This is a genomic window from Microbacterium sp. MPR-TSA4, assembly GCF_058792815.1.
In genome coordinates, this window is record NZ_JBXAFF010000003.1 from 54,766 (window position 1) to 80,556 (window position 25,791).

A 25,791-nucleotide genomic window follows, 5' to 3' on the forward strand; every position below is an offset into this window, starting at 1 on the left:
TCTTCACCGTGTAAACAGATACACCGTGCTGCGGTAGCCCGAGGTCGCGCCGGCTCGACGGAAGCCCAGGGCCTCCAGGTCGGCGATGCCCCAGGCGTCCACCGTGCGAGTCGTCGCGTATTCGACCACCCAGACTCGCGTGATGCCGTCGAAGCGGCCGATCCGGGCCGCCTCCGCGACGGTGTAGGCGGTGTCGTGCCAGGACACTCCGTCGGCGGCCGCGGTCCTCACCGTCGGATCGACCAGCGCCGAGAAGGCGGCGGCGTTCGTGTTCATCGCGAGGCGCGTGCGCCGCGACGGACGCACGCCCTCGTCGAACACGATCGCATCGCCGACCGCCGCCTGTTCGCTGATCACTGTGGCGATGTCGTTCCAGTCCGAATGGTTCTTCGCGTACGGGGTCCGCTGCGCGGCCCACACCGGGGCGACCGCGATCACGGAGGCGGTCACGACGAGCACGGCAAGCCACGGCATCCGCTTGCTCCGACCGAGGCCCGCCAGCCGGCGCACGCCGACTGCCATGAGGACCGCGGCGGCGGGCGCGGCGAACGTGCCGTACCGCGCCGAGTAGCCCGCGACGATGGGACTGATCGCGAGAAGGATGCCCATCGGGAGGATCAGCCACGGCACCGCGATGGCCTCGAGGCGTGGCATCCACGCGCCGCCGCGACGTATCCGCCGCACCTCGTCGGTCGCCCACACCGCCAACGCGAGCACGATCAGCCCCCAGGCGAGAAGCGCGAACGGCCACGCTCCGAACCACATCCTCACCAGCACGGCATCGGGGTTGACGACGTCCCGCTGCGCGAGGAACGCGACCTGATGGCGCTCGAGGAGGGCGAACACGATCACCGGTGAGGCGAGGGCGATCGCGGCTACGGAGGCGACGGCCCATCGACGCCACTGCGGGCGCAGCGGCGGTGCGCAGGCGACGACGACGCCCGCGACGACGATCATGAGACCCAGGTAGAAGAAGGCGTAGGTGCCCCCGGCCAGGACTGCCGCATAGGCGACCCACCAGCGGCGGCCAACGGTCCTACGCAGCGTCATCTCGGCGAGAAGGATGCACAGCGCGGTCGCGACCGCTGCGGCGAATGCGGAAGACCGCGCCTCCGCGCCCGCGTATGTGAGCCGTGGCAGCATCGCGGCGGCCATGCCCGCTAGTGTCGCGAAGCGCAGCGAGCCGAACCTTCCGCACAGCCAGGCGATACCCGCGGCGCAACACCCCGCGGCGAGCGCGGACGGGAAGCGCACCGCGAAGGGGCTGGTTCCGGCGAGATCGACCCAGGCGTGCAGCGCGAGGTAATACGCGCCGTGCACGGCGTCGACATGGGCGAGCATCGTCGTCAGGCTGTCGAGCTCGCGAACGGCGGACAGGACGCTCGCCGCCTCATCGCCCCACAGGGACGGGATCCACGATCCGATCGCGCTGATCAGCGTCGCGAGCGCACCGATCGCGATCGTGAGCCGACCCAACGCGCGCGACGCGACGGGGGCAGCGGTCAAGGTCTCCGCGAGCACGACGTTCGCTGTGGCGGTCATGATGCGATCCGTCAGCGAGGAAGGACGACGGGCTCGGCGGCGGCTGTGCGACCAGCTCGTCGACGCGCGAGAGCGCCGACCACGATCGGAGCGATGGTGATCACGACGATCGCAAGCATGATCCACTCGATGTTCTTGGCCACCCACGGGATCGACCCGAGCAGATAGCCCGCTACGCCGAGAACGCCCGCCCAGACGACGCCGCCGAACGCGTTCCAAAGGGAGAACGACCGGTGCGTCATCGTCGACATGCCGGCAGCGGGCGCGACGTACGTGCGCACGATCGGCACGAACCTCGCGAGCATGAGGGCAACTGAGCCCCACCGGGCGAAGAAGCTCTCCGTCTCGTCCAGGTAACGCGCCTTGAACGCTCGAGAGTCCGCGCGGAAGAGCTGTCGACCGTAGCGACGGCCGAGCACGAAGCCCACCTCTCCGCCCGCGATCGCGGCGAGGCCCGCGGTCGCCGCCACCACGCCCCAATGCACGCCGATCGCCGCAGCCAGCACCGCGCCCGCGAACACGAGACTGTCTCCCGGGAGGAAAGGGAAAAGCAGCCCGTTCTCGATGAAGACGATCAGGGCGACGAGAACGAGCGCGAAGACGCCGAACCCGGACAGAAGGTGAATGACATCCATCCCGTCAGGGTCCGCAATTCGGGCTAAGAGATCGCTAAGGCGAAGAACTCCACTCCTGAGGGGAATGGTGCCCCGGGGCTCCTGACACCCGGATGTGACCCGAGTTCCGCGTTAGGTGACGGTTCCAGCAGGTCTGCGCCGCGGCAGGCTGGTCGCCGCATAGGGCCGTCTAGCTGAGGGGAGTGCACCACCCTACGAGGGTGTCCCTGAGCGCATAGCGGCTGACGTGCGGCGGCTAACCACAGTGTTTTCAAGGCCTGATGAAAGCGGCTACCCGTCGAACCACACGCATAACCGCAGCGCAGCGGATCTTAGGGGTCGCGACAGGATGACGCTCCGCAGCCATCGGGGATAAACTGCTCCTGACCAGGCAAAAAGTGGCGGAGACGGAGGGATTTGAACCCGGTCTCCGAGACGGAGCTTGCCTACGTTCACCTCCATCAGCCGCGTGTTTCCGCGGATTTCTTCGTTCCACCGCTGCGTTGATCTGGCCCTGTCGTCGCTCGGCGGGACGCAAACGGGACGCAAGCCGGAGAACGGGAGTGACCTTTCCGCCCTTTGCCCCGCAGCATCCCGGTGACGGTGGGATTTGAACCCAAGCTTACGGACGTCACTGGGGTGCCGATGGACTCGTTTGCCGCGTGATTCCGCGGTTCGCCGCCATGCACGGCGACGTTCACAGCGGTTGACTTGCGCTCGACTTTACCCAAACCGTTCCCACGTTCTGCGGCGGTCCGACGATGGGAAGACGTAGGGATCTGAAATCGCGCCGATGACAACCTAGGAGTGCTGGAGCCTCGTGAATCCGCGGGTTCTGATCTCGCCGGCATCCGGTTCGATCAGGTGAGTTCGGTTCGATTCGTGGCAGAAATGTTGCCGATGTTCCAGGTGATTCTCCCGGGAGCGTGCTGGAAGAAGACGTGGTAGCGGCCCTCGCGGTAGGTGATGCCATTGTGGGTCGTTGATCCAGCCAGCCTCAGCGCTGAAGTGGAATCGGGGCCGCACCGGTCCTCCTGATGGGGTATTGGTCGAGCGCGAGCGTGTCGGACGGACCCGCTCGAGTCCGTCCGACACGCTCGACAGTTCAGCGCAAGCCGCGTGAGAGTTCCAACTCGTCGAACTCGACGGATCCTTCGACCGCACTGAGCACGATCGATCCGCCGGGGGCGTCGGTGGTGCGGGCGTTGAGCGCGACACCGTCGACGTAGAGCGTGGCGATGTCGCCGTCCACGATGACCTCGAACCGGTAGTCACGGTCGGCTTCCCAGGTGATGGGGCGGTCCAGTCCGCGGTTGTCGTAGCGGTACCAGGGGTAGTTCGGTCGGCGGTCGAACTGGAGCCGGTTCTCGCCGAAGATCAACTGGAACTCGTAGCCCTGCCCGGTCGCCGCGTCCTCGAAGAACCGGATGGATGCCGAACGCGTGCCCGCGGTGAACTTAAGCTTCCCGCTCAGGCGGAACAGGTCGGTCGAGGCGTTCGCGACCTCCTGCTCGGCGACACCGTCGGCGCTGCTGGCCTGAACCACGTCGAGCCGCGCGCTGTCACCGAACGCCGCCCGAACTCCGGCCGGCGGGGCAACGCCGAGCGACCCATCCGGGCGTTGGTAGACCTCGTGCACCACAAGCGTGCCGCCCCATTCCCAGTCGCCGCGCGGCTGACCGTCGGTTCGTGTGGGCACCCAACCGAACAGGTAGCGGCGTTCGCCGTCCGTCGCGGAACGTGCGGCATAGTAGGCGCGACCATCGAATGCGTCGTCGACCGGCGCGACCCAGGGACCTTCCAGCGACTGCGACATCCGATACACGGTCTTCGACTTGTCGCTGTACTCGGTCGTCAGCAGGTACCACCAGTCCCCGATCCGGAACAGGTCGGGCATCTCGTGCATGCTGTAGAGCCCCGGGGCCCAGAAGTCCCCGTCGAACCGCCAATCCTGAAGATCATCGGAGCGGAAGGCGACCGTCGACCCCGTGAGGACCTTCTCACCGGCCTTCCGGGCGCCGAGGATCATCAGGTAATTCGAGGCGTCGTCGTCCCACAGCACGAACGGGTCGCGCCAGTCGTTCGGGTCGTAACCGGGCTGTGGCGGGACCAGCTTCCGGTCCGACTTCCGCCAGGTCACGAGATCGTCGCTCTCGGCGATCATGAGGACTTGTGATGCCTTGCCCTGCTCGGGGTAATCCCGGTTGTATCCGGTGTACATCGCGTAGTACGTGCCGCCGGCTTCGAAGACACTGCCGGCGAAGATGAACTGATCCTGATCACCGTCAGCGCCCTTGTGCAGGGACTCTCCGTGATCCTTGTAGGACACGAAGTCGGTTGTGGTGGCCAACGCCCACCCGAAGGGCTCACCGAACGGCCCGGGTTTGCGCGTATCGCGCTGGTGATAGAGGTAGAACTCGCCGTTCGCGAAGAACGGCATGCAGTCGCCGAACCACACCCCTTCGGGCTGGTAATAGATACGGTGCACGGATTTCCTTTCGATTGTGATGGGGAGTCTCGGAGCCGGTTGTCAGCGGCCACCCATGCCGCTGAGAGCGATACCGGAAACCAGGTAGCGCTGCAGAGCGATCACGATGATGGCGCTTGGGATCACGGAGATCGTGGACGCCGCCATTAGCAGGTTCCACTGGTTGCCGGTCTGGCCCAGGAACATGTTGAGTCCCAGCGGGACGGTGGCCATGTTGACGTCGCTCACGATCAGCAGCGGCCACAGGAAGCTGTTCCAATACCCGATGAACGTGAACACCGCGAGCGTTCCGAGCGCGGGCGTCGCCAACGGCAGGATGATACGAGTGAACGACGTCCACCGGCTCGCACCGTCAATGCGGCTCGCTTCCTCGAGCTCGTCGGGCAGGGTGAGGAAGAACTGCCGAAGCAGGAACGTGCCGAATGCGGTGAACGCCCACGGGATGATCAGCGCCTGGTAGGAGTTCACCCACCCGAGGTTGCGCATGATGATGAACATCGGCACGATCAGCACCTCCTGCGGCACCATGAGGGTGCCCAAGTAGATCAGGAAGATCCCATCGCGCCCACGCCACTTGAGTCGGGAGAACGCGTAGGCAGCCATCGCGGAGGTGAACACGACGATGATGGTGCCGATGCCGGAGACGATCAGGCCGTTGAGCATGAACCGCCCGAACGGCAGGTAGTTCCAGGCCTTCTCGAAGTTGCCCCATTCGACCGAGGAACCGATGAGGGTCGGCGGGTTGACGAACACCTCGGCTGAGGGCTTCAGCGCGGTGGATACCATCCAGATGAACGGAATCAGCGTGATCACCGCGGCAATGACGACCAGGATCTGTGAGGCCGCCCGGCCGATCCGGCGGCGCAGGACGTGTCCGGAGACGGGTATGGCGCTCATGAGTAGTGCACCCACTTCTTCTGGCTGCGGAACTGGGTGAACGTGATGACCATGATCAGCACGAACAGCGACCACGCGATCGATGAGGCGTACCCCATCTCGTAGGACTGGAAGCCCTTCTGGTACAGGTAGAACACGAGGGTTGTTGTGGAGGAGCCGGGCCCACCGCCGGTCAGCACGAACGGCTGCGCGAAGACCTGCAGCGACGAGATGATCGTCATGACCGTCGCGAAAAAGATGCTGGGTGTCAGCATCGGGAGGGTGATGCTCCACAGCCGGCGCCACCACCCGGCACCGTCGATCGCGGCGGCCTCATAAAGTGACTGCGGGATCCCTTCGATGCCAGCGACGAAGATGATCATGTTGTAGCCGAAGCCGGCCCACACCGACATGAGGATGACCGCCGGCATCGCCCATTCGGCGCTGCCGAGCCAGTTCGGTCCGCTGGTGCCCGTGAACGTCTGGAAGAACCAGGCGATGAGCCCGTCCTCGGGGGCGTACAGCAGACGCCACACGACCGCGTTGGCCACCATCGGGCTGACCACGGGGAGGAAGAAGACGAAGCGCAGGAATCCCTTCGCCTTGAGCTTGGAGGTGAGCCACACCGCCAGCGTGAGGGAGACGACCAGGTTGAGGATGACGTATCCGACGACGAAGTAGAGGGTGTTGCCCACGACCTGCCAGAAGACGGGGTCTTTCGTGAATAGCCGAACGAAGTTGTCGAGGCCGACGAACACGGCATCGCCGATCATCGGCCACTCGTAGAAGCTCAAGATAAGCGATGCGCCGATGGGGATGATCGTGAACGCGAGGAAGCCGAGCAGGTTCGGCGACAGGAAGCCGAGCACCGAACGGACGTCGGAGTTGCGCCGGCGCCGCCGAACGGGAGGGGTGGTCGGCCCCTTAGAGCGTGTCGGTGAGAGAGTCGTGGTCATGTGAGGTTGCTCCTCTGTGCGCCGGGAGCCCTCGTCGAGGGCCCCCGGCGGCGGTTGAGGTGATTACGGGGCGACCTGCGCCTGGACTTGCTGCAGCACGGACTCAGGCGACTCGCTGCCGTTGAACGCCTGCACGCCGTACTGCTGGAGCAGCGCCGACGTCTCGTTCCACTTCGGCGTGGTGCGGTACGGGTCCACCGTGGCGAGCGCCGTGTCGATGGCTTCCTTCGCTCCCTCGACGCCGGCGACCTCGTACCAGTTCGCCTGAGCGTCGAGGTAGGCCGGGAAGCCGCGACCAGCATCGGCGATGTACTTCTGGGCGTCCGCGCCGATGATCACCGAGATGGCCTTCCAGGCCTCGTCAGGATTCTTGCAGCCCGTCGTCACGCCGAAACCAGTTCCCGACATCGTCGTGATGGAGGTGCCGTCGAACGCCGGAGTGGTGGCGAGGCCGATGGTGAAGGGCACGTTTTCCTTTGCGTTGATCAGCTGCCAGGGACCGTCGACGTACATCGCGGCGTTGCCATTGCGCCACTGGTCGGCGGGCCAGTTCGAAGCGCCGGTGGCGGGGGGCGCGGGCGCGACCTTCTCCTGCGTGGCGAGGTCGGTCACCCAGGTGAATCCCTGAACGACTTTGTCATTGGTCAGGTCGGGCTTGCCGTCCTTGATGTAGGTGCCGCCGATGCTGAGCACGTACGGGAGCCACATGTCCGGTGTGCCGTCCGCAACGAAGCCGTATTTGCCGTCCTTGGTGAGCGCCTTCGCTGCGTCCAGGAACTCCTCCTCTGACCAACCCGGCGTCGGCAGCGCAACCCCGGCGGCCTCGAACATGTCCTTGTTGTAATACAGGATGTATGGGCCAAGGTCGTAAGGGACGGCGAGCTGCTTGCCGTCCTCCTGGAGGCCCTCCACGATCGACGGTGCGTAGTCGTCGATGTCGAAATCGGTGGTCTCGAACGACGGCGTCAGGTCTGTGAACAGCGAGCCCACGTCCGGAACGCGCTGCGCCTGCAGACCTGCGATGCAGGCCAGGTCATTGCTGGCGGCCTGCGCGGTGAGCTTGTTGTAGTAGTCCTTGAACGGCGTGCTCTCGAACTTCACCGTGATGTTCGGGTACTCCTCGTGAACCATGTCCGCGAGGTGATTCCAGACGTCGACCTCCTTCTGCGAATCGGCCGACATGATCCAGCGAAGCTCGACGTTGCCATCACCGGCTGCGTCCTCGCTACCGCCCGCGCAACCGGCGAGCAGCAGTGCGCCGACGGCCGTAGTCGCGCAGAACGCGACGATTCTTCCACTCTTCATTGATGTGCCTCTCCTGTGTCGATGGCCGTGCCAACACGACCGACAACGTTGTCGGGATGATGATTGCACAGATAAGCGGCTATCGCAAAGGAAATCAGATAACGTTGTCACTAACAGTGAGGATGCGGGATGATTGAACACTCAATCGCCGGACGGGCGGCGCGCCCCACCATGAAGGATGTCGCTGCCCTCGCCGGCGTCGGCCTGAAGACCGTCTCACGGGTTGTCAACGGGGAAAAACACGTCAGTGATGAGACGCGGGAGATCGTGGAGCGCGCGATCGCGCAGCTCCGGTTTCAGCGCAACGCTAGCGCCGCGAGCCTGCGCAACGGATCATCGTCCACGATCGCGTTGATCCTCGAGGACATCTCGGAACCAATCCAGGGGACGATCGCGCACGCCGTCGAGAACGTGGCACGGCAGCGGGGATCGCTCCTATTCACCGCGTCATCCTCGGGGGATGCGCATCGCGAGCGCGAACTGAGTGAATCATTCGTGGCCCGGCGCGTCGATGGCCTGATCATCGTCCCCTCCCCCGCAGACCATGGCTACCTTCAGTCCGAACTCGTCGGCGGCTTGCCCATCGTTTTCGCCGACCGACCCCCGCAGGGATTGGTTGCGGACACGGTTCTCAGCGCGAACCGCGAGGGCGCCCGGATGGGCGTCCACCACCTCATCGGCCGCGGCCATCGCCGCATCGCCTTCATCGGCAACGAGGAGAGCGTGCACACCGGCGGTGAACGACTCGCGGGATACAGGGATGCGCTCGCGCAGGCGCGCATCCCGTACGACGAGCACCTTGTGCACCTTGGTGAGCCGGGGTCGTCTCGCTCCGAGACGGCCATCTCATCCGTACTGGCTCTCACAGATCCGGCGACAGCGCTGTTCACAGGCAACAGCCTCAACACCATCGCCACACTCCGCGCGGCAAACTTCCCCAGCAGCGGGCTCGAGCACGTGGCCTTCGACGACCACGAGCTGTTCGACCTGCTGGCACACCCGATGACCGTGGTTGCGCAAGACCCCGCCGTGATCGGCGAGACCGCCGCCCACCGACTATTCGATCGGCTCGACGGACTGAACGAACCTGCAACAGTCACTGAGCTGCCCGCACACCTGGTCATTCGGTAGCCACCTGGCAGCGAATGCACAACCACACCACACATGGGGCCTCCGACATGAGCACACATCATCACCCACCTGCACACCGCTCCGACCACGTGCTCGTTATTGGTGAAAGCCTCATCGACATCGTCCACAAGGGCGAGCACTCCATCGAAGTCGTCGGAGGTTCACCGGCGAACGTTGCACTTGGGCTTGGGCGCCTGGGAAATTCGCCACGCCTGCTGACGGCGCTAGGGAGCGACGACCGCGGCCGCAGGATCGCCACCCAGCTCGAGTCATGCGGCGTCACCATCGATCCCGCATCCTGGTCGCTCTCGCGCACCTCGACTGCTGCCGCGCGCATCGACCCGGCAGGCGGTGCTTCGTACGAGTTCGACATTGAATGGGTGCTGCGGGAGCCGATTCAGCTGCGCGCTGCACGATTCGTTCATCTCGGTTCGATCGGCGCTTTCCTCGCCCCCGGAGCCGACGCCATCACGACTTTCCTGGAAACGATCCACGGGCAGGCGCTGGTCACGTTCGATCCCAACATCCGTCCCGCGCTGGTGGGATCGCACGCGTCCGCACTGGCCCGGGTCGAGCACCTTGCCGCCCGCGCAGACGTTGTCAAGCTCAGCGACGAGGACGCCAGCTGGCTGTGGCCCGGCGCCTCGACGGACAAAGTGCTCGATCACCTGCTCGAGTGCGGAGCCACGATTGCTGCTCTCACCCTCGGCGGCGACGGATCGATCGCGGCAACCACGGAGTATCGAGTTCACGTGCCGGCGCCGAGGGTGAGTGTCGTTGATACGGTGGGCGCTGGTGACACATTCATGGCGGCGTTCATCCACGGCCTGATCGTCCGGCCAACCCTCCTGAACGACCCCACCGAGTCTGAACTCGCACAGGCCGTTCATTTCGCAGCCGTCGCGGCGTCACTAACCGTGCAACGATCGGGAGCTGATCTGCCGACCTGGACTGAGGTTCACGCTGCGCTTGCCTAGAGCCCAGAAGTGATCGCCGAGGAGGAACTGAAATGAACGAACCCGTCATCTTGCACGCGACCTTCACCGCTCGTACGGGCGAGGAGGATCACGTGGCGCGACTCCTCGCTGAGTACTCCAAGGTCGTTCGCCAGGAACCCGGCAACGTGATATTCGACGCCAGCCGTCTTCGAGGCGCCCCTGACCACTTCTTCGTCTATGAGGAGTACCGCGACGAGGCGGCATTCCAAGCCCACCTCAGCCACCCGGCCGGCCGAGCATTCAACACCGAGCTCACACCGCTGATCGTCGAACCCACCAGTGAACTGACATTCCTGTGTCGTCTGCCTTGACCTGACCCGAAACGGGTGCGCCCCGCGACCCCTCCCCGCGGGTGCTGGTGCGTCCCCGCCGCAGTCAATGGTAACGGTTCGGTAACGGGCTTTGCGTCAACGCGTTTGACGTTCTTACCTTCGCATCAAACGTTTGACGACAGGCGTATCAGCGTCGAGTCAAACGATTGATGGTGAAGGAGCCAGTGTGATCACCCTGAAGGATCTCGCAGCCGCCGTGGGGGTTTCCCCCTCTGCGGTTTCCCTGGTCCTCAATGACCGGCATCAAGGTCGTGTCCACGCGAAGACCGCGGAGCGCATTCGTCACGCGGCCGACGACATGGGGTACATCCCCAATCAGCTCGCGAGGGGACTCAAGACGAAGCGCACTCACACCATCGGGGTGCTCACCGACCGGGTCGCCAGCGTCCCGTTCGCGGGTCGCATGCTCGAGGGCCTGCAGAGTGTGGCGTGGGAGTCCGGCTACCTCGCGATGATCATCGACACCACGAACCGCACGGAGCTTCTGGAGCAGTCCTCTCGGTCCCTCCTGCAACGTGATATCGACGCGCTCATCATCGCAGCGGAGTATCACCGCGCTGTTCAGCTCCCCGTTGTTCCCCCGACCATCCCCGTCCTGGTTCTGGACGGATTCCCCCACGGCGACGCCATCGCGGACGGGGTGGTTCCTGACGAGCAGGGCGGAGCGTACGAAGCGACACGTCACCTCGCACAGGCTGGGCACCGTCGGATCGCGTTCTGCAACATCGGCGGCGATGTGTACGTGGCATCCGCACTGCGCCACTCCGGCTACACGGCCGCGCTCCGCGACCATGGCGTTGAGCCCGACCCTCGGTTGCACATGTTCCTGGACGACACCGCCACCGCTGACGCCTACGGGCCGATGCGCGCTTTGCTGGACACCCCGGACCGGCCCACCGCGGTGTTCTGCTTCTCCGATCAGATCGCGTTCGCCATCTACCAGGCCGCGAGCGACCTCGGGCTGCGCGTCCCCGAAGATCTGTCCGTCGTCGGATTCGATGATCAACGCTTCATCGCAGACGCTCTTCGGCCGGGGCTTACAACGGTGCGTCTGCCGCACCACGACATGGGCGCGTGGGCCGCGAAACGAATCATCGACCGCATCCACGGCGAGGTGACCGGCCCGCCGCAGATACAGAGAACCCGCTGCCCGTTGGTGGTTCGCGCATCGGTCGCGCCACCACCCGGTGGCTGACCCACCACAAGACCACACCTAGCCGTCCGGTCTCACAGCACGAGAGACCGGCACCTGGCGCGCCCCTGCGCCACCTATCCACCGAGGAGAAGAAATGAGAGCGACCAAGCGCAGCCTTATGCGCACGGCCATCGGCACCGCTGCCGTGGCCACCGTAGCGATCTCCCTGGCCGGCTGCGCCGGCTCCGGCGGCGACGCAGAAGGAGACAACACTTTCACGATCCTGCAGTACGAGAACCCCGAAACCGCGCAGGGCCAGGGTTGGCAGCTGGCGCTGGAGATCTTCAAGGAGAAGCACCCGGACGTCGAAGTCGACTTCCAGACGACGAGCTTCGACGCGATGCGACAGAACGCCAAGATCACCCTCACCGGCAACGACGTGCCAGACGTGATCGAGTTCAACAAGGGCAACTCCGACGGCGGTCAGCTCGCCGCGCAGGGCCTGCTCTCCCCGCTCACCGACGCCGTCGACGAGTACGGGTGGGACGAGAAGATCACCGGCGGCATGCAGGCCTTCGCGAAGTACGACGAGCAGGGCCTGGCAGGCTCCGGCGACTGGTACGGCATCCCGAACATCGGCGAGTACGTCATGTTCTACTACAACAAGGAGCTGTTCGCGCAGGCGGGCATCACCGAGGAACCCACCGACCTGGCCGAGTTCGAAGCGGCGATGGACAAGCTCCTCGCCGCCGGTATCACCCCGATCTCCTCATCCGCGGCGACCAGCCAGGGCTTCAACCAGATGTGGGTGTGGTACTCCCTGGTATCCGCCGGCGCCGACCGCGAATCGATCGACGACTTCATGTTCCTGCGCGAGCCGGTGGACTTCTCCGCCAGCCCCTGGGGCGATGGCGCCGAGAGGTTCCAGGAGTGGATCGACAAGGGCTACGTCGGCACCGAGCTGGGCGGCCTGAACTTCGAGCAGGCCACCGTCAACTTCCTCAGCGGCGAAACGGCCATGCTCATCTGGAACCAGGGCGAGTTCGCTCGCATCCGCGAGCAGGCACCCTTCGAATGGGGCTACTTCACCCTGCCCGGCGCCAACATGCAGATGGGCTCCAGCGGCCACCTGTGGGGCGTGCCCGCCAACGCGACCAACAAGGAACTCGCGTACGACTGGATCGACATCACGTTGAGCGAAGAGGTGCAGAACAAGATCGGCCAGCTCGGCGGCCTGCCGCTCGCCGGCGACGCGTCGACCATCGAAGACGATCTCACCCGCGAGTACACCGAACGGTTCAACGAGCTCCTCGAGGCGGACACGCTGAGCTTCTACCCCGACTATCCCGTCCCTGGATTCCTGGACTTCATCCAGTCCGGCATGCAGGCCATGTCCAACGGCAACATGACCGCCGAAGAGTGGACCGCCGACCTTCAAGAGTTCTACGACGAAGGCCGCGAAGTCGCCCTAGCCGGCTGAACCTGTGGGGGCCCTCCGCTCGGCGGGCCCCCACTCCACCGGAGAAAAAACATCATGGCAACTCCCCTGAGAAATCGCCCCCGCAGCCTCGAACGCCGCGACGCCTACTGGCTGTACCTGATCCCCCTCGCCGCAGGATTCGCTGTCGTGGTCGCCGCACCGTTCGCGATGAACGTCTACACCAGCCTGTTCCACTGGAAAGGCGGGCAAGCGCCGATGCGGTGGGCAGGTCTGGAGAACTACACCACCCTGTTCACCGACGAGACCTTCTGGCGGTCCTTCCAGAACAGCATCGCGATGATCGTCGCGATCACCGTCATCCCCACCATCATCGGCATCCTTCTCGCCGCGCTCCTGTTCGACTATCTCGGCCGCCGCTACGGCGACAAAGCGATCGCCACCCTCCGGGCGACGTACTACCTGCCGCAGATCCTGCCGATCGCGGTGGCGGGGTTCATCTGGTCCACCATCCTGAACACCCAGCAGGGCTCGCTCACCCTGATGCTCAAGAGCATCGGGATCCAGTCCCCACCTGACTGGCTGGGTGATCCGAACATCGCCATCTACTCGGTCATGCTCATGCTGGTGTGGCTCCAGATCGGCTACCCGGTCGTGATCTTCATGTCCGCACTGCAAAGGGTCGATCCGGAGCTGTACGAGGCGGCGGAGCTCGATGGCGCGGGATGGTGGCGCCGATTCCAGGCGATCACCATTCCCCAGATCCGACCCGAAATCTTCGTCGTCGTCCTCACCGCAACAATCGCTGCGCTGAAGGTGTTCGCCCCGATCCTGATCCTCACCGGCGGCGGACCCGAGAACTCGACCGTGGTGCCGTCGTACTACGCGTACCGCAACTTCTTCGAGCTGTCCCGAGTCGGTTACGGCTCGACCATCGCGACCGTGATGTCCGTGGTCATCTTCGTCGTCGCCGCCGTGATGCTGTCTTGGCAGCACCGTGAAACCCGTAAGGAGCACCGCTGATGACTGCCACGCTCTCCCACTCCCTGCCCCTCAACAAGACCCGTCGGACACCGCTGAACTGGCTGATGCTCGGGCTGGCCGTTCTCATCGCCGTGGTGATGGCCGCACCGTTCCTGCTTCTCGTGCTCAACGCGTTCAAGACCGGGGCGGACTACTCCACCAACGGGCCCCTCGCCTGGCCGACAACCTTCACACTCGACGCGTTCGTGAGCTACCTCAACCGCGTCGACTTCCCCCGCGCGTTGTGGAACTCCGTCCTCAGCTCCACCATCATCGCGTTCGCCGGGACCGCCCTCGCACTGCTCGCCTCGTACGCCATTGGAATCGGCAGGATCCGGGCCAATACCGCAATCACCGCGCTTCTGCTGATCGCCACCATGGTGCCGCACGAAGCGCTGATCTACCCGCTGTTCTACGGCGCTCAGGCAACCGGACTGCTGAACTCGATCTGGTCCATCATCATCGTCTTCACCATCCTCTGGGCCGCGTACGGCACATACATCCTCTCCAGCGTGATGTCCACCTTCCCGCGAGAAGTGCTGGAAGCCGCCGCGATCGACGGAGCCGGACGGTGGCGGATCCTCTGGCAGGTCGTCTTCCCCATCGTCCGCCCCACCATCTCCGTGCTCGTCGTGTTCATCTTCATCTGGTCATGGAACGAGTTCTACATCCCGCTCATCCTGCTCGGCGACCCCGCCTCCCAGACCGTGCCCATCGCCCTGTCCACACTGCGCGGGCAGCACTCCATCGACATCACCGTCATCAACGCCGGCTCGCTGCTCTCGTTGATCCCGACGCTGGTGTTCTTCCTCATCTTCCAACGCACCATCAGCCGCGGCGTGACCGCCGGCGCCGTCAAGTAGTCCCTCCTGAAGACCGAAAGAAGCGCAATGCCCACTCATTGGAACACCCTCCGCAACACCGGAAACCTGCGCAGCCGCGCCATCAACGCTGAAAACCCCACCGGAGCAGCCGGATCTGCCGGCATCGCCAGCTCACACCTCGGCCCCGGCCGCAAGGGGAGCGCCTGGTACGAACTTCCCGCCGGCGACACCCTCACCCTCGCCGAAATTGACGGGCCCGGTGTCATCCGTCACATCTGGATCACCGTCACCGACAAGACACCCGCCGGCCCCTTCGTTCTCCGCGACCTCGTCCTCCGCGCCTACTGGGACAACTCGCCGCACCCATCCGTCGAAGTCCCTCTTGGCGACTTCTTCTGCAACGGCTTCGGCGAACGCACCCTCGTCACCTCGGAACCGATCGTGGTCGCACCCACCGGCGGCATGAACTCCTACTTTCCCATGCCGTTCCGCACCGGCGCCCGCATCGAACTCACCAGCGAACACGGCGGCGATCTCGGCCACGTCTTCTTCCAGATCGACTACACCACCGGCGACGACTTCGACCAGTGGCCCGGCTACTTCCACGCCCAGTGGCGTCGCAGCAACGGCACCACCGCGCCCGGCGAAGACCACCTCATCCTGGATGGGGTTGAAGGCTCTGGCACATACGTCGGCACCTACGTCGCTCTCGCCTCGCTTCACCGATACTGGTGGGGAGAAGGTGAAGTGAAGTTCTACATCGACGACGACACCGACCTCCCCACCCTGTGCAGCACCGGCCTCGAAGACTACGCCGGCGGTGCGTGGGCCTTCCAGGACGCGCTCCGCGCAGACCCCGAACCTAACATCCTCACCTTCAGCGCCCCCTACTTCGGGTACCCGTTCGCGAGCGCCACCGACACCACCAAGGCATCCGAATTCTCCACCGCCATGATGCCCATGCACGGCCTCTACCGATGGCACCTGCCCGACCCGATCTACTTCCAGGATCGACTGCGCGTGACCGTCCAGCAGATCGGAACCTGGGAGCACGGTCTCTTCGAACGATCCGACGACATCTCCACCACCGCCTACTGGTACCAGACCACGATCAACGCCGCCTTCCCACCCCTCCCGCCGGCACAGCACCGCACGCCCCGATGACGATGGTGGGTCACTGGCTGACGGTGCAGGCGGCCGGTGACCCACACGAGGCCACGAAAGCGCCTTCCTAAGGTCGGCGCCGAACTCTAGAAGCCCACGGGGTCGGTATGTCGCGCGTCAGACTATGTGGCAGGGGTAGTTAGTTGCTGAGGCAGCGCCCCTATTGGAAGGTCTGAGAATTATGAGTCGTCCACCGACGATCCCGGCGGAAAAGAAGATCCGCATCGTGCTGCCCGTGCTGCAGGGCGAGATCTCGATCGCGGAGGCCGCGCGTGTTGAGAGTGGAGCATCGCCTTCACCACCGGCCACATGGTCTTCGGTGTCACGGACATCAGATTAGCGGCGTAGTGGGTGCGGCAGTCCGTCGCAACACCCACGACCAAGAGTCTCTATGTCACCGCGGGGTGGGGTGGCATCGGCGCGTTCGCGGCGTGGCTGCTGCAGCCGCTGCTCGTGCTGATCATCAGTCCCGGGCGCGCGGAACGTGAGTTTCCGGTGTGGGAGACCATCGAGAGCTATCCATACGACGGTCTGTTCGAGGTCGTCGTGTTCGCAGGCATCGGCATCGCGATGCTGTTCCTCTCGTCGGCCGATACAGCAAGATCGACCCCGTGGCCGTGCTCCCCGTCATGGCGCAGCTCATCGACGACCGCCTCATCGAGGCGAACACCCGCGCCTACCCCGGCGCCGTGCGAAGGATGACGAAACTACGCGCCGCGGCCCGCGCCGCCGGACGCCCCGAGATCGCCGACGACTACCTCGCTGACGTACGCCGCCGCAACGCCCGGCGCCCGTCCCTGATCAAGCGAATGGATGCCGCCGGACGCTGACCCATCAGACCCGTCGCGATGGCAACCGCTCGGAGGAGACGGAGGGATTTGCACTCTCCGACTCGCGCTCACGCGGGAGAAACGGCGAGTCGAACGACCGCTCGGCGAGCAGAAAGCTACGCAAGACCGCACATGATCGCCAGAATGCTCAACACCAACCACGACCGGAACGTGGCAGAAATGGCAGATTCTGTGGCAGCACCGGAACGAAACAGCTTCTGATCAGGCATTTTTAGGGCGGAGACGGAGGGATTTGAACCCTCGGTCCCCGTAAGGGGACTCCACCTTAGCAGGGTGGTGCACTAGGCCTGACTATGCGACGTCTCCAGGCGCTGCGCGGCCGGAGCCGCGCGAACGCACCCGGCAATCATAACCGGTCCGAGCCCTCCCGCCGAACCGGAGGCCGCGGCATCCGGCCCGTGCCCGCGCGTCAGCGCTGCGCGACCGTACAGGTGACCTGCGCCGCCGTCTGACCCGTGATGGAGCTCGGCAGCTGCACGGCCTCCTGCGTCGGCGTGGGCGCCGCCGCGGTGGCGCCGGCATCCGCTGTCGCCGTGGGCTCCGGTGTGGCCGGGTCGCTGGGCGTGGGCGTGACCTCGCCGACGACCTCGGTTCCGTAGCCGTCGCTCGTGGAGCCCGTCAGCTGGATCGGCTGGTTGTTGGCGAGGGCATCGAAGAGCACCTTCGCCGCCGACGTCACCGGGTCGACACGAGAGCCGTCCGACGCGTACACCGTCGGATACTGCACGAAGACGATGTCCTGGTAGGGCACGCTGCGCACGGCCATCGCGATCTGCACCATGTTCTGGGGGTTCGCGAGGCTCTTGCTCAGCACGACCTGCGGCGGGTCGGACGTCACCTGCTGCAGCGCCGTGTTGGCGAGGTTGAACAGCGTCGCGGGGTTGCCGAGCACCCCCTCCGACTGCAGCTTACGCACGAGTGAACTCAGGAACTGCTGCTGGTTCGAGATGCGGCCGAGGTCCGATCCGTCGCCGATGCCGTGACGGATGCGCAGGAACTGCAGCGCCTCGGCGCCCTTCAGCGTGTGCTCACCCTTCGTGAGGTTGAGTCCGGTGTGGTTGTCGCTGATGTCGTCCGCAACGCACACGTCGACACCGCCGATGGCGTCCGACATGTTGATCACACCGGTCCACCGCGTCGCGGCCGCGAACCGGATGTCGACGCCGGTCAGCTTTTCGATGGTGGCAACGGTGCAGGACAGACCGCCGTACATGTAGGACGCATTCAGCATCTGACCGCTCATCGCGGAGTACTGCGTGCCGTCTGGGCCCGTGCAGGACGGGATCGGGACGATCATGTCGCGGGGGAAGGAGACGACGGTCACGCGACGGGGCTCGTCGGAAATGTGCACCAGCATGGTGACGTCGTTGCGCTCGCCGTCGGTGTCGCCGTTCTGGCAGGCGCCGGACAGCGCGGCGTTCGGCCCTTCACACGAGTCGGTGCCGACGACGAGCATGTTGACGCCGCCCTCGATCTCACCGAGCGTGGGCGGCAGCTGCTCGTCATCGCCGCCGATGGAGACACCGGCGGCCTCCACGGCGCGGGTGGCGTCCCACACGTAGAACGCCCCGACGGCCGTCGTGCTGATCACGGCGACCGCGACGACGGCGGCGAGGATCGCGAGCACCTGCGAGAGCGGGTGGGGCGACTTCAGGATGCCGTGTCGGGCGACGGGCTGCCGACGAGGGCGCTCGGGGCGTGGGCTCACGGGGGACCTTTCGACAGCGGACACGACCGCTCCTGCGGAGGGTGTGGGATTCGAACCCACGGGACATCTCTGCCCACCGGTTTTCAAGACCGGGTCCATCGGCCGCTCGGACAACCCTCCCTGACGGACGCCGCGGCATCCCCAGACAGGCGTCGAGTCTAGTCGACGGACCGTGCCCATCTTCGCGCCTGCGCCTGGGCAGCCGCTGAAAGCGCGGGTCGTGTCGTCGGCAGCTCAGAGCTGCCGCAGGACGTCCGCGACACCGCCGGCGTGGACGGATGCCGTGATCTCCCCCGCCTCGCGGCGCACCTCTTCGGGCCCCTGCCCCATCGCGATCGCGCGTCCGCCGTGTTCGAGCGCCCACCGGAACATCCCGAGGTCGTTGCGCCCGTCCCCCATGACCAGCACCCGGTCGGGCTCGACGCCCAACCAGGTGCGCACGCGCTCCAGCGCGGTCGACTTGTCGACGCCCTGCGGTGCGATGTCGAGCCAGGCCGACCAGCCCACGGCGTACGACACCTTGCTCAGGCCGATGCGGCCGACGAGCTCGAGGAAGTCCTCGTCGGTCTCGTCGGGCGAGACCACGACGACACGGCACACCGGCTGGGCGACCAGCTCGGCGAAGTCGACGCGGCGCGCGTTCGCCAGGTTCCAGTCGTCGAGGCGTTCCGTGTAGAGCCGCTCGCCGTCGGCCAGCTCGACCATGTACTTCGCGTGCGGCAGGTGCGCGCGCAGCAGCCCGACCACCTCCGACGGATCGAACGTCTCGATGTGGAAGCGCTCGTACCGGCCCTCTTCGGCGAAGTCGCCGCCGACCCTCTTCATGATGACCGCCCCGTTGGAGCAGACCGCGTAGTCGGGAGCGAGCTCGAGCACGTGCTGGATGCCGCGCGTGCCCTCCCAGCTGCGCCCGGTGGCGAGCATCACCTCGTGCCCGGCGCGGTGCGCGTGCGCGATCGCCTCGACGACTCCCGGGCTGAGCGTCTCGTCCTCCAGCAGCACGGTGCCGTCGACGTCGAGGGCGATGAGCAGGCGCTCGGTGACGATCGTCGGATTCTCGGTGTCGTCCGCAATGGTCTCGATGAGGTGAGCCGCGTCTTTCTGCGCGACAACCGACACCGCTCCGGTGTGCGGCAGCTCTTCTCCGGCGCTCGTCACGCGATCGGCTCCGCCACCTCGAGGCCGCCGAGGTAGGGCCGCAGCACCTCGGGGATCACGACGGAGCCGTCGGCTCGCTGATGCGTCTCGAGCAGCGCCACGATCCAGCGGGTGGTGGCGAGGGTGCCGTTGAGGGTCGCGACGGGCGCGGTCTTGCCCGCGCCGCCGCCCTCGACGGCGGGCCGGTGCCGCACGTCGAGCCGGCGCGCCTGGTAGGTCGTGCAGTTGCTCGTCGAGGTGAGCTCGCGGTACGAGCCCTGCGTGGGGACCCACGCCTCGACGTCGTACTTGCGGGCCGCGCTGGAGCCGAGGTCACCCGCGGCGACGTCGATCACGCGGTAGCTCAGGCCGAGGTCCTGCAGCATCTGCTCCTGCAGCGCGACGAGCCGCAGGTGCTCCGCCTCGGCGTCCTCGGGCGTCGTGTAGACGAACATCTCGAGCTTGTTGAACTGGTGCACGCGGATGATGCCCCGGGTGTCCTTGCCGTACGAGCCCGCTTCGCGGCGGTAGCAGGTCGACCAGCCGGCGTAGCGCTTGGGGCCCGCGGTCAGGTCGAGGATCTCCCCCATGTGGTAGCCGGCGAGTGGGACCTCGCTCGTGCCGACGAGGTAGAGATCGTCGGCCTCCAGCTTGTAGACCTCGTCGGCGTGCTGCCCCAGGAATCCGGTGCCGCGCATGACCTCGGGACGCACGAGCGTCGGCGGGATCATGGGGATGAACCCGGCATCCACGGCGCGCTGGAGCGCGAGGGACATGAGCGCGTATTCGAGGCGCGCTCCGATGCCGGTCAGGAAGTAGAAGCGACTGCCCGACACCTTGGTGCCGCGCTCCATGTCGATGGCGCCGAGCTTCTCACCCAGGGCGAGGTGGTCCAGCGGCTCGAAGTCGAAGGATGCCGGCTCGCCGTGCGTCCGCACCGTGACGAAGTTCTCTTCGCCCCCGGCCGGAACGCCGTCGATGACGATGTTCTCGATGCGCGCGAGGGCCGCATCCGCCGCCTCCTCGGCGACCGTGACGGCCTGCTGCGCGGCCTTGACGCGGTCGCTGAGCTCCTTCGCCTGGGCGACGAGCGCGGGCTTGTCCTCCTTGGGCGCGGCGGCGACGGTCTTGCCGTGGGCGTTCTGTGCGGCGCGCAGCTCCTCGAAGGCGGTGATCGCGGCGCGTCGGGCACGGTCGGCCTCGATCGCATCGTCGACCGTGTCGGGCGACTCGCCGCGGGCCTGCTGCGAGCGCTTGACGAGGTCCGGGTTGTCACGGAGGAGAGCGAGATCGATCACCAGACAAGTCTAGTTCGCGGGGTCGCATCCGCTCGGCGTGGCGGGTCGCCCAGCGTCCGGGCGGAGTCCTCGAGTGGACGAGCCCGACGGGCCCGCTCTCCCCGGACGTGCCCGCCCCGCCGCTCATGTTCACCGCCGGGTATGTTTAGCCACATGGCACCTGCTGACGTCACTGCGCCCTCCGGTGACGAGGTGCCGCGCCGTCGCGCGGCGCTCGTCTACAACCCCATCAAGGTCGACGCCGACGCTCTGCGCGCCGCCGTCACGAGCCACTCCTCGGACGCCGGCTGGGGCGAGCCCCTCTTCTTCGAGACGACCGTCGACGAGCTCGGCGACGGGCTGGCCCGCGAAGCGATCGACGCCGGAGCCGCCGCCGTCCTCGTGGCCGGAGGCGACGGCACGGTCCGCGCCGTCAGCGAGGCGATGGCCGGGTCCGAGGTGCCCCTCACGATCGTGCCGAGCGGCACCGGAAACCTGCTCGCCCGAAACCTCCAGCTGCCGCTCACCGATCCCGACGCGATGATCGCGGCGACGTTCGAGGGCGACGTGCAGGAGATCGACGTCGGGTTCGCGGAACTCGTCCGCCCCGACGGCGAGCGCGAAGAGCGTGCGTTCGTCGTGATGGGCGGAATGGGCCTGGATGCCGCCATGATCGCCAACACCAGCGGCGACCTGAAGAAGAAGGTCGGCTGGGTCGCGTACGTCGACGGTGCCGCGCGCTCGCTCGTGAAGGCGAAGCCGTTCTCGATCATGTACCAGGTCGCCGGTCACCGGATGCATCGCGCCCAGGTGCAGAGCGTGCTGTTCGCGAACTGCGGGTCGCTGCCGGCCGGGCTCGAGCTCATCCCCGAGGCGTCGGTGGCCGACGGCCAGCTCGACATCGCGATCTTCCAGCCCAAGACCGCCTTCGGCTGGCTCGCGGTCTGGCGCCGCGTCGCGTGGGACAACAGCGTGCTGCGACGCTTCCGCACGGGTCGGCGGATCCTGCGACTGCGGACCAAGGACAACTCGATCCGGTACGCGCGGGGCACCGGCATCCAGATCGCGGCGGGCGCCGCCACGCCCGTGCAGCTCGACGGCGACGAGTTCGGCGAGGCGACCGCGGTGGACGTCCGCATCCACGCCGCCTCGCTCCGGCTCGCCGTGCCCTCCGGGCACACCTCCCCCGCGCTCTAGCGCGGACGCCGGGCGATGTCGTCGAGATGCGCGACGACCAGGCGGCGCGCCGCCTCCGCGTCATCGTCCCCGCCCCACACCGCGTGCAGGGCGGCGCCGTCCAGCAGGGCGTGCAGCCGCTCGGCCTCCAGACCCGGGTCACGCCCGGCGCCGAGGTCGCCGGCCTCCCGCAGAAGCTCGATGCACGCGCGGCACGCCGCGGCGACCCCGCGGTTGAGGCGCAGGACAGAGTCGTGCAGCCGCGCATCGGTGAGAGCGAGCACCCCGAGCTGGATCTGGGCGAGCAGTTCCACCCTCCGGTCGTGATCGAGGGGCAGCAGCTGCTCCAGGATCTCTTCGGCGAGCCGCCGTCCTGAGAAGTGCCCGCCGAGCCCGGCGATACGCGCGGACACCCGCTGATCGATGAGCAGCAGACAGTGCTCGCGCAGCGCGTGCTGCGTGGGAAAGGTGCGCCGCAGCGACGCGACCGCGATGCCCGCCTCGTCGGCCACGCCACGCACCGACAGTCCCGCGAGGCCGTCGCGCTCGAGCACGCGCAGCGAGGCCGCGGCGATCTCTCGCGTGCGGGCGTCGTGGTCGATGAGCCGGGGCACGAGAGCTAGTGTGCCCCGACGGGCGGCGACGAGGGGGCGCGCCGCGGCCAGATCGTGTAGCTCACGGCCCAGATCACGTCGGCGGCGAGGATGATCCCGAGGATCCGGACGTTGATCAGCAGCTCGTCCGTCCCGTTGCCGTCGCGGGCGAGCGCGATCAGCCCCCACGTGACACCGCCCGCGATCACGACCATGACGATGGTGCGCAGCACGTCCTTCCAGCACGCGATCGTGTACGCGGTACCCGAGAGTTTGACGGGCGGGGGCCCGGAGGCGAAGCGGTGCGCGAAGCGCACGTCGGCCCACGCGATGACCTGATGGCCGAAGGCGACCGAGAAGCCGATGTAGATCGCGGCCAGCCCGTGCTGCCACGAGGCGGTCCCGCCGCGGAGCAGGTCGACGGCCACGAGGGTCAACAGCACCACGTCGATCGCCGGAGCCGCGATCAGCAGCGCCGCCCCCAGCCGCGGCCGCCGCAGCGGGTAGCGCGCGAGGAGGCCGGCGAGCACGGCCACCCAGAACCCGACCTCGCACGCCACGATCAGCGTCACGATCATGCGACCCACCTCTCCCTCTTTGTGAGTACAACTGTACTCACAAAGATTCCCGCCGCGTACCGCCATCCCCACCGCGCACGCAAGGGCTCGCCGCGGCCCGACGCACCCGGCACCATGGAGAGCATGTCGGCATCCCCGAGTCTCGTCTGGTTCCGCGACGATCTCCGCCTCGCGGACAACCCCGCGCTGCGGGCGGCGGTGGACCGCGGCGGACCGGTGGTGGCCGTCTTCGTGCTCGACGAGGAGTCCCCCGGCTTCCGTCCCCTCGGCGGCGCCGCCCGCTGGTGGCTGCACCACTCGCTCGCCGCCCTGGCCGACGGGCTCCGCGAGAAGGGGACCGCGCTCATCCTGCGCCGCGGCGCCGCCGCCGAGGTCATCCCCCGCCTCGCCGCGGAGGTCGGCGCCGGCGCCGTCTTCTGGAACCGGCGCTACAGCGCGCCGGAGCGCGCGGTCGACGCGGGCCTCAAGGAGTCGCTGCGCGCCGACGGCCACGAGGTGAGCTCGTTCGCGGCATCCCTGCTGTTCGAGCCGTGGACCGTCCGCACCGGCGCCGGCACGCCCTACGGCGTCTTCACGCCGTTCTGGCGGGCCTGCCAGCAGCTGCCCGCGCCGCGCGAGCCGCTGTCCGAGCCCCGCGAGATCGCGGGGCCGCCGGCGCCGCCGGCATCCGACGACCTCGACGGCTGGGGACTGCTGCCGACGGCGCCCGACTGGGCGGGCGGCCTCCGCGAGCGCTGGACGCCCGGCGAGCCGGCGGCGCGGCGGCGCCTGCACGCGTTCCTCGCCGAGGACGTCGCCGACTACGACCGGGCCCGCGACGAGCCCGCAGGCGGGGCGACCTCGATGCTGTCGCCCCGGCTGCGGTGGGGCGAGCTGAGCCCCCACCAGGTCTGGCACGCGGCGGTGTCGTCGGGTGCGCGCGTCGGCGGCTTCCTCTCCGAGGTGGGCTGGCGGGAGTTCGCGTGGCACACCCTCTTCCACGCCCCCGACCTGGCGACGAAGAACCTCAAGCCCGCCTACGACGCGTTCCCCTGGCCGCGGCTGAAGCCCTCGATGCTGCGGGCGTGGCAACGGGGCGAGACGGGCGTGCCCCTCGTGGATGCCGGGATGCGGGAGCTCTGGGTCTCGGGCTTCATGCACAACCGGGTGCGGATGGTGACGGCATCCTTCCTCATCAAGAACCTGCTGATCGACTGGCGCCGCGGCGAGGAGTGGTTCTGGGACACGCTCGTGGACGCGGATGCCGCCAGCAACCCGTTCAACTGGCAGTGGGTGGCCGGGTCGGGCGCCGACGCCGCCCCCTACTTCCGCATCTTCAATCCCGAGCTGCAGGCGAAGAAGTTCGACGCCGACGGGCGGTACGTCCGCGAATGGGCGCCGGATGCCGCGGAGCGCGAGCCGATCGTCGATCTCAAGGAGACCCGCGACGCCGCGCTGGCGGCGTACGAGGAGGTCAAGCGCGCCGGCTGAGCGCTCGCGGAATGCGAGGACCGCCCGCGGGGTTGTCTCCGACGATGTCTCCTGCGCTCTCCGTCCTCGATCTCGTCCCCGTCCGCACCGATCAGACCAGCACCCAGGCGGTCGCCTCCTCCCTCGCCCTGGCCCAGCGGGCCGACGAGCTCGGCTACCGCCGCTACTGGTTCGCCGAGCACCACAACATGCCCGCGGTGGCCTCGACGACGCCGCCGGTGCTCATCGCCGCGGCCGCGGCCCGCACGTCGCGCATCCGGGTCGGCTCCGGCGGAGTGATGCTGCCCAACCACGCCCCGCTCGTGGTGGCGGAGCAGTTCGCCGCGCTGGAGGCGATCGCGCCGGGGCGGATCGACCTCGGACTGGGACGCGCGCCCGGAAGCGATCCGGTCATCACCCAGCTGCTGCGGATGAGCGGCACGTCCAGCGACGTCGACCGCTTCCCCGAGCACGTGCGCGACATCTCGGCGCTGATGTCGCCCGACGGCGCCACGGTGCGCCTGACCGGTCGCGGCGACGGGGACGATCGATACGGCATCCACGCGACCCCCGCCGCCACGGGCGCTCCGGAGGTCTGGCTGCTCGGCTCGAGCGACTACTCCGCCCAGCTCGCCGCGGCCTTCGGGCTGCCGTACGTGTTCGCGAACCACTTCTCGGGCGAGGGCTTGGAGCGCGCGCTGGATCTCTACCGCGCGCAGTTCCAGCCGTCGGCCCACCTCGACGTCCCGCGCACCTTCCTCACCGCCAACGCGGTCGTCGCGCCCACCGCGGCGGAGGCCGAGGAGCGGATGCTGCCGCAGGCGCGCATGATGGCGCGGCTGCGCGGCGGCCGCCCGCTGACGGCGCTCGAGACCGTCGAGCAGGCCGCCGCGGCGGAAGCGGAGGACCGGCTCGCGGCCCCGCTCATCGACGCTCTGCGCCGCCGCTGGTTCGTCGGCACGGGCGAAGAGTCCCGCGCGGCCCTGGCCGCGTTCGCCGAGCGCCACGGCGTCGACGAGGTCATGATCTCCCCCGTCTCGGGAGCCTACGACGGTGAGGCGATGGACAGCGCGACCGGCCGCATCCAGACTCTCGAGCTGCTCGCGGCCTGAGTCCGCAGACGCGTCGCGCAGTGCGTTTCGACTCGCTGCGCTCGCTCAACGACCGGCAACAGGCGCACCCCCGGTCGCTGCGCT

At 67.2% G+C, this 25,791-nt stretch carries 23 protein-coding genes and 2 tRNA genes; 12 read left to right on the forward strand and 13 right to left on the reverse strand.

Annotated features, from left to right (window positions below):
• Positions 1-3: 3 nt before the first annotated feature.
• The 6 genes from AC1Q49_RS02820 to AC1Q49_RS02845 all read right to left on the reverse strand — a co-directional run bounded on the left by AC1Q49_RS02820 (position 4) and on the right by AC1Q49_RS02845 (position 7,781).
• Complete coding sequence (locus tag AC1Q49_RS02820; RefSeq protein WP_492490871.1) at positions 4-1,542, reverse strand: hypothetical protein; 1,539 nt, start codon at positions 1,540-1,542, stop codon at positions 4-6.
• An 11-nt stretch (positions 1,543-1,553) separates the two neighbouring features.
• Entirely contained in the window at positions 1,554-2,177 is a 624-nt protein-coding gene (locus AC1Q49_RS02825; protein ID WP_492490872.1) for a VTT domain-containing protein, read from the reverse strand.
• Positions 2,178-3,261: 1,084 nt separating this feature from the next.
• Positions 3,262-4,644 (reverse strand): family 43 glycosylhydrolase, encoded by a 1,383-nt coding sequence (locus tag AC1Q49_RS02830; protein WP_492490873.1) that lies wholly within the window; start codon positions 4,642-4,644, stop codon positions 3,262-3,264.
• Positions 4,645-4,686: 42 nt separating this feature from the next.
• On the reverse strand, positions 4,687-5,541 hold the full coding sequence (locus tag AC1Q49_RS02835; RefSeq protein ID WP_492490874.1) for a carbohydrate ABC transporter permease: 855 nt from the start codon (positions 5,539-5,541) through the stop codon (positions 4,687-4,689).
• Positions 5,538-6,476, reverse strand: coding sequence for a carbohydrate ABC transporter permease (locus AC1Q49_RS02840; protein ID WP_492490875.1), 939 nt, complete (start codon positions 6,474-6,476; stop codon positions 5,538-5,540). Before AC1Q49_RS02840 ends, AC1Q49_RS02835 begins: the two co-directional genes overlap by 4 nt.
• Positions 6,477-6,539: 63 nt before the next feature.
• Positions 6,540-7,781 carry an ABC transporter substrate-binding protein gene (locus tag AC1Q49_RS02845; RefSeq protein WP_492490876.1) on the reverse strand — a complete coding sequence of 414 codons (1,242 nt, stop codon included), beginning with the start codon at positions 7,779-7,781 and terminating at the stop codon, positions 6,540-6,542.
• Between the two features lie 129 nt (positions 7,782-7,910).
• Here AC1Q49_RS02845 and AC1Q49_RS02850 point away from each other — a divergent pair, with 129 nt between their 5' ends.
• The 9 genes from AC1Q49_RS02850 (at position 7,911) to AC1Q49_RS02890 (ending at position 16,656) form a co-directional block, all read left to right on the forward strand.
• Positions 7,911-8,912, forward strand: a complete 1,002-nt coding sequence (locus AC1Q49_RS02850; RefSeq protein ID WP_492490877.1) for a LacI family DNA-binding transcriptional regulator — start codon at positions 7,911-7,913, stop codon at positions 8,910-8,912.
• Positions 8,913-8,959: 47 nt separating this feature from the next.
• Positions 8,960-9,889, forward strand: a complete 930-nt coding sequence (locus AC1Q49_RS02855; protein WP_492490878.1) for a carbohydrate kinase family protein — start codon at positions 8,960-8,962, stop codon at positions 9,887-9,889.
• A 32-nt stretch (positions 9,890-9,921) separates the two neighbouring features.
• Positions 9,922-10,221: a putative quinol monooxygenase gene (locus tag AC1Q49_RS02860; protein WP_492490879.1), complete on the forward strand. Its 300-nt coding sequence runs from the start codon at positions 9,922-9,924 to the stop codon at positions 10,219-10,221.
• 187 nt (positions 10,222-10,408) lie between these two features.
• A complete protein-coding gene (locus tag AC1Q49_RS02865) occupies positions 10,409-11,437 on the forward strand; it encodes a LacI family DNA-binding transcriptional regulator (protein WP_492490880.1) in 1,029 nt (342 codons plus the stop codon).
• Positions 11,438-11,531: 94 nt separating this feature from the next.
• Complete coding sequence (locus AC1Q49_RS02870; RefSeq protein ID WP_492490881.1) at positions 11,532-12,857, forward strand: ABC transporter substrate-binding protein; 1,326 nt, start codon at positions 11,532-11,534, stop codon at positions 12,855-12,857.
• Positions 12,858-12,911: 54 nt separating this feature from the next.
• Positions 12,912-13,838, forward strand: a complete 927-nt coding sequence (locus AC1Q49_RS02875) for a carbohydrate ABC transporter permease (RefSeq protein ID WP_492490882.1) — start codon at positions 12,912-12,914, stop codon at positions 13,836-13,838.
• A complete protein-coding gene (locus tag AC1Q49_RS02880; protein ID WP_492490883.1) occupies positions 13,838-14,701 on the forward strand; it encodes a carbohydrate ABC transporter permease in 864 nt (287 codons plus the stop codon). The genes AC1Q49_RS02875 and AC1Q49_RS02880 overlap by 1 nt, the downstream gene beginning before the upstream one ends.
• Before the next feature lie 27 nt (positions 14,702-14,728).
• Positions 14,729-15,826, forward strand: coding sequence for a glycoside hydrolase family 172 protein (locus tag AC1Q49_RS02885; protein WP_492490884.1), 1,098 nt, complete (start codon positions 14,729-14,731; stop codon positions 15,824-15,826).
• A 611-nt stretch (positions 15,827-16,437) separates the two neighbouring features.
• Complete coding sequence (locus AC1Q49_RS02890; protein ID WP_492490885.1) at positions 16,438-16,656, forward strand: hypothetical protein; 219 nt, start codon at positions 16,438-16,440, stop codon at positions 16,654-16,656.
• Positions 16,657-16,894: 238 nt separating this feature from the next.
• Here the strand turns inward: AC1Q49_RS02890 and AC1Q49_RS02895 are convergent.
• The 5 genes from AC1Q49_RS02895 to serS form a co-directional block, all read right to left on the reverse strand.
• Positions 16,895-16,983, reverse strand: a tRNA-Ser gene (locus tag AC1Q49_RS02895).
• Between the two features lie 103 nt (positions 16,984-17,086).
• Positions 17,087-18,385, reverse strand: coding sequence for an LCP family protein (locus AC1Q49_RS02900; protein WP_492490886.1), 1,299 nt, complete (start codon positions 18,383-18,385; stop codon positions 17,087-17,089).
• Between the two features lie 35 nt (positions 18,386-18,420).
• Positions 18,421-18,505 (reverse strand) — tRNA-Ser (locus AC1Q49_RS02905).
• A gap of 114 nt (positions 18,506-18,619) precedes the next feature.
• On the reverse strand, positions 18,620-19,543 hold the full coding sequence (locus AC1Q49_RS02910; protein ID WP_492490887.1) for an HAD family hydrolase: 924 nt from the start codon (positions 19,541-19,543) through the stop codon (positions 18,620-18,622).
• Positions 19,540-20,820, reverse strand: coding sequence for a serine--tRNA ligase (serS, locus tag AC1Q49_RS02915; RefSeq protein WP_061782011.1), 1,281 nt, complete (start codon positions 20,818-20,820; stop codon positions 19,540-19,542). Before serS ends, AC1Q49_RS02910 begins: the two co-directional genes overlap by 4 nt.
• Before the next feature lie 153 nt (positions 20,821-20,973).
• Between serS and AC1Q49_RS02920 the strand changes: the two genes are divergently transcribed.
• Positions 20,974-21,996 carry a diacylglycerol/lipid kinase family protein gene (locus AC1Q49_RS02920; protein WP_492490888.1) on the forward strand — a complete coding sequence of 341 codons (1,023 nt, stop codon included), beginning with the start codon at positions 20,974-20,976 and terminating at the stop codon, positions 21,994-21,996.
• Here AC1Q49_RS02920 and AC1Q49_RS02925 read toward each other — a convergent pair.
• Positions 21,993-22,589 (reverse strand): TetR/AcrR family transcriptional regulator, encoded by a 597-nt coding sequence (locus AC1Q49_RS02925; protein WP_492490889.1) that lies wholly within the window; start codon positions 22,587-22,589, stop codon positions 21,993-21,995. The two genes, AC1Q49_RS02920 and AC1Q49_RS02925, sit on opposite strands and share 4 nt — an antisense overlap.
• A 5-nt stretch (positions 22,590-22,594) precedes the next feature.
• Positions 22,595-23,146 (reverse strand): hypothetical protein, encoded by a 552-nt coding sequence (locus tag AC1Q49_RS02930; protein ID WP_060958988.1) that lies wholly within the window; start codon positions 23,144-23,146, stop codon positions 22,595-22,597.
• 123 nt (positions 23,147-23,269) lie between these two features.
• On the opposite strand from AC1Q49_RS02930, the gene AC1Q49_RS02935 reads away from it, so the two are divergent.
• Both AC1Q49_RS02935 and AC1Q49_RS02940 read left to right on the forward strand, forming a co-directional pair.
• On the forward strand, positions 23,270-24,616 hold the full coding sequence (locus tag AC1Q49_RS02935) for a cryptochrome/photolyase family protein (protein ID WP_492490890.1): 1,347 nt from the start codon (positions 23,270-23,272) through the stop codon (positions 24,614-24,616).
• A gap of 11 nt (positions 24,617-24,627) precedes the next feature.
• Positions 24,628-25,707 (forward strand): LLM class flavin-dependent oxidoreductase, encoded by a 1,080-nt coding sequence (locus AC1Q49_RS02940; protein WP_191009550.1) that lies wholly within the window; start codon positions 24,628-24,630, stop codon positions 25,705-25,707.
• The last annotated feature ends 84 nt before the right edge of the window (positions 25,708-25,791 follow it).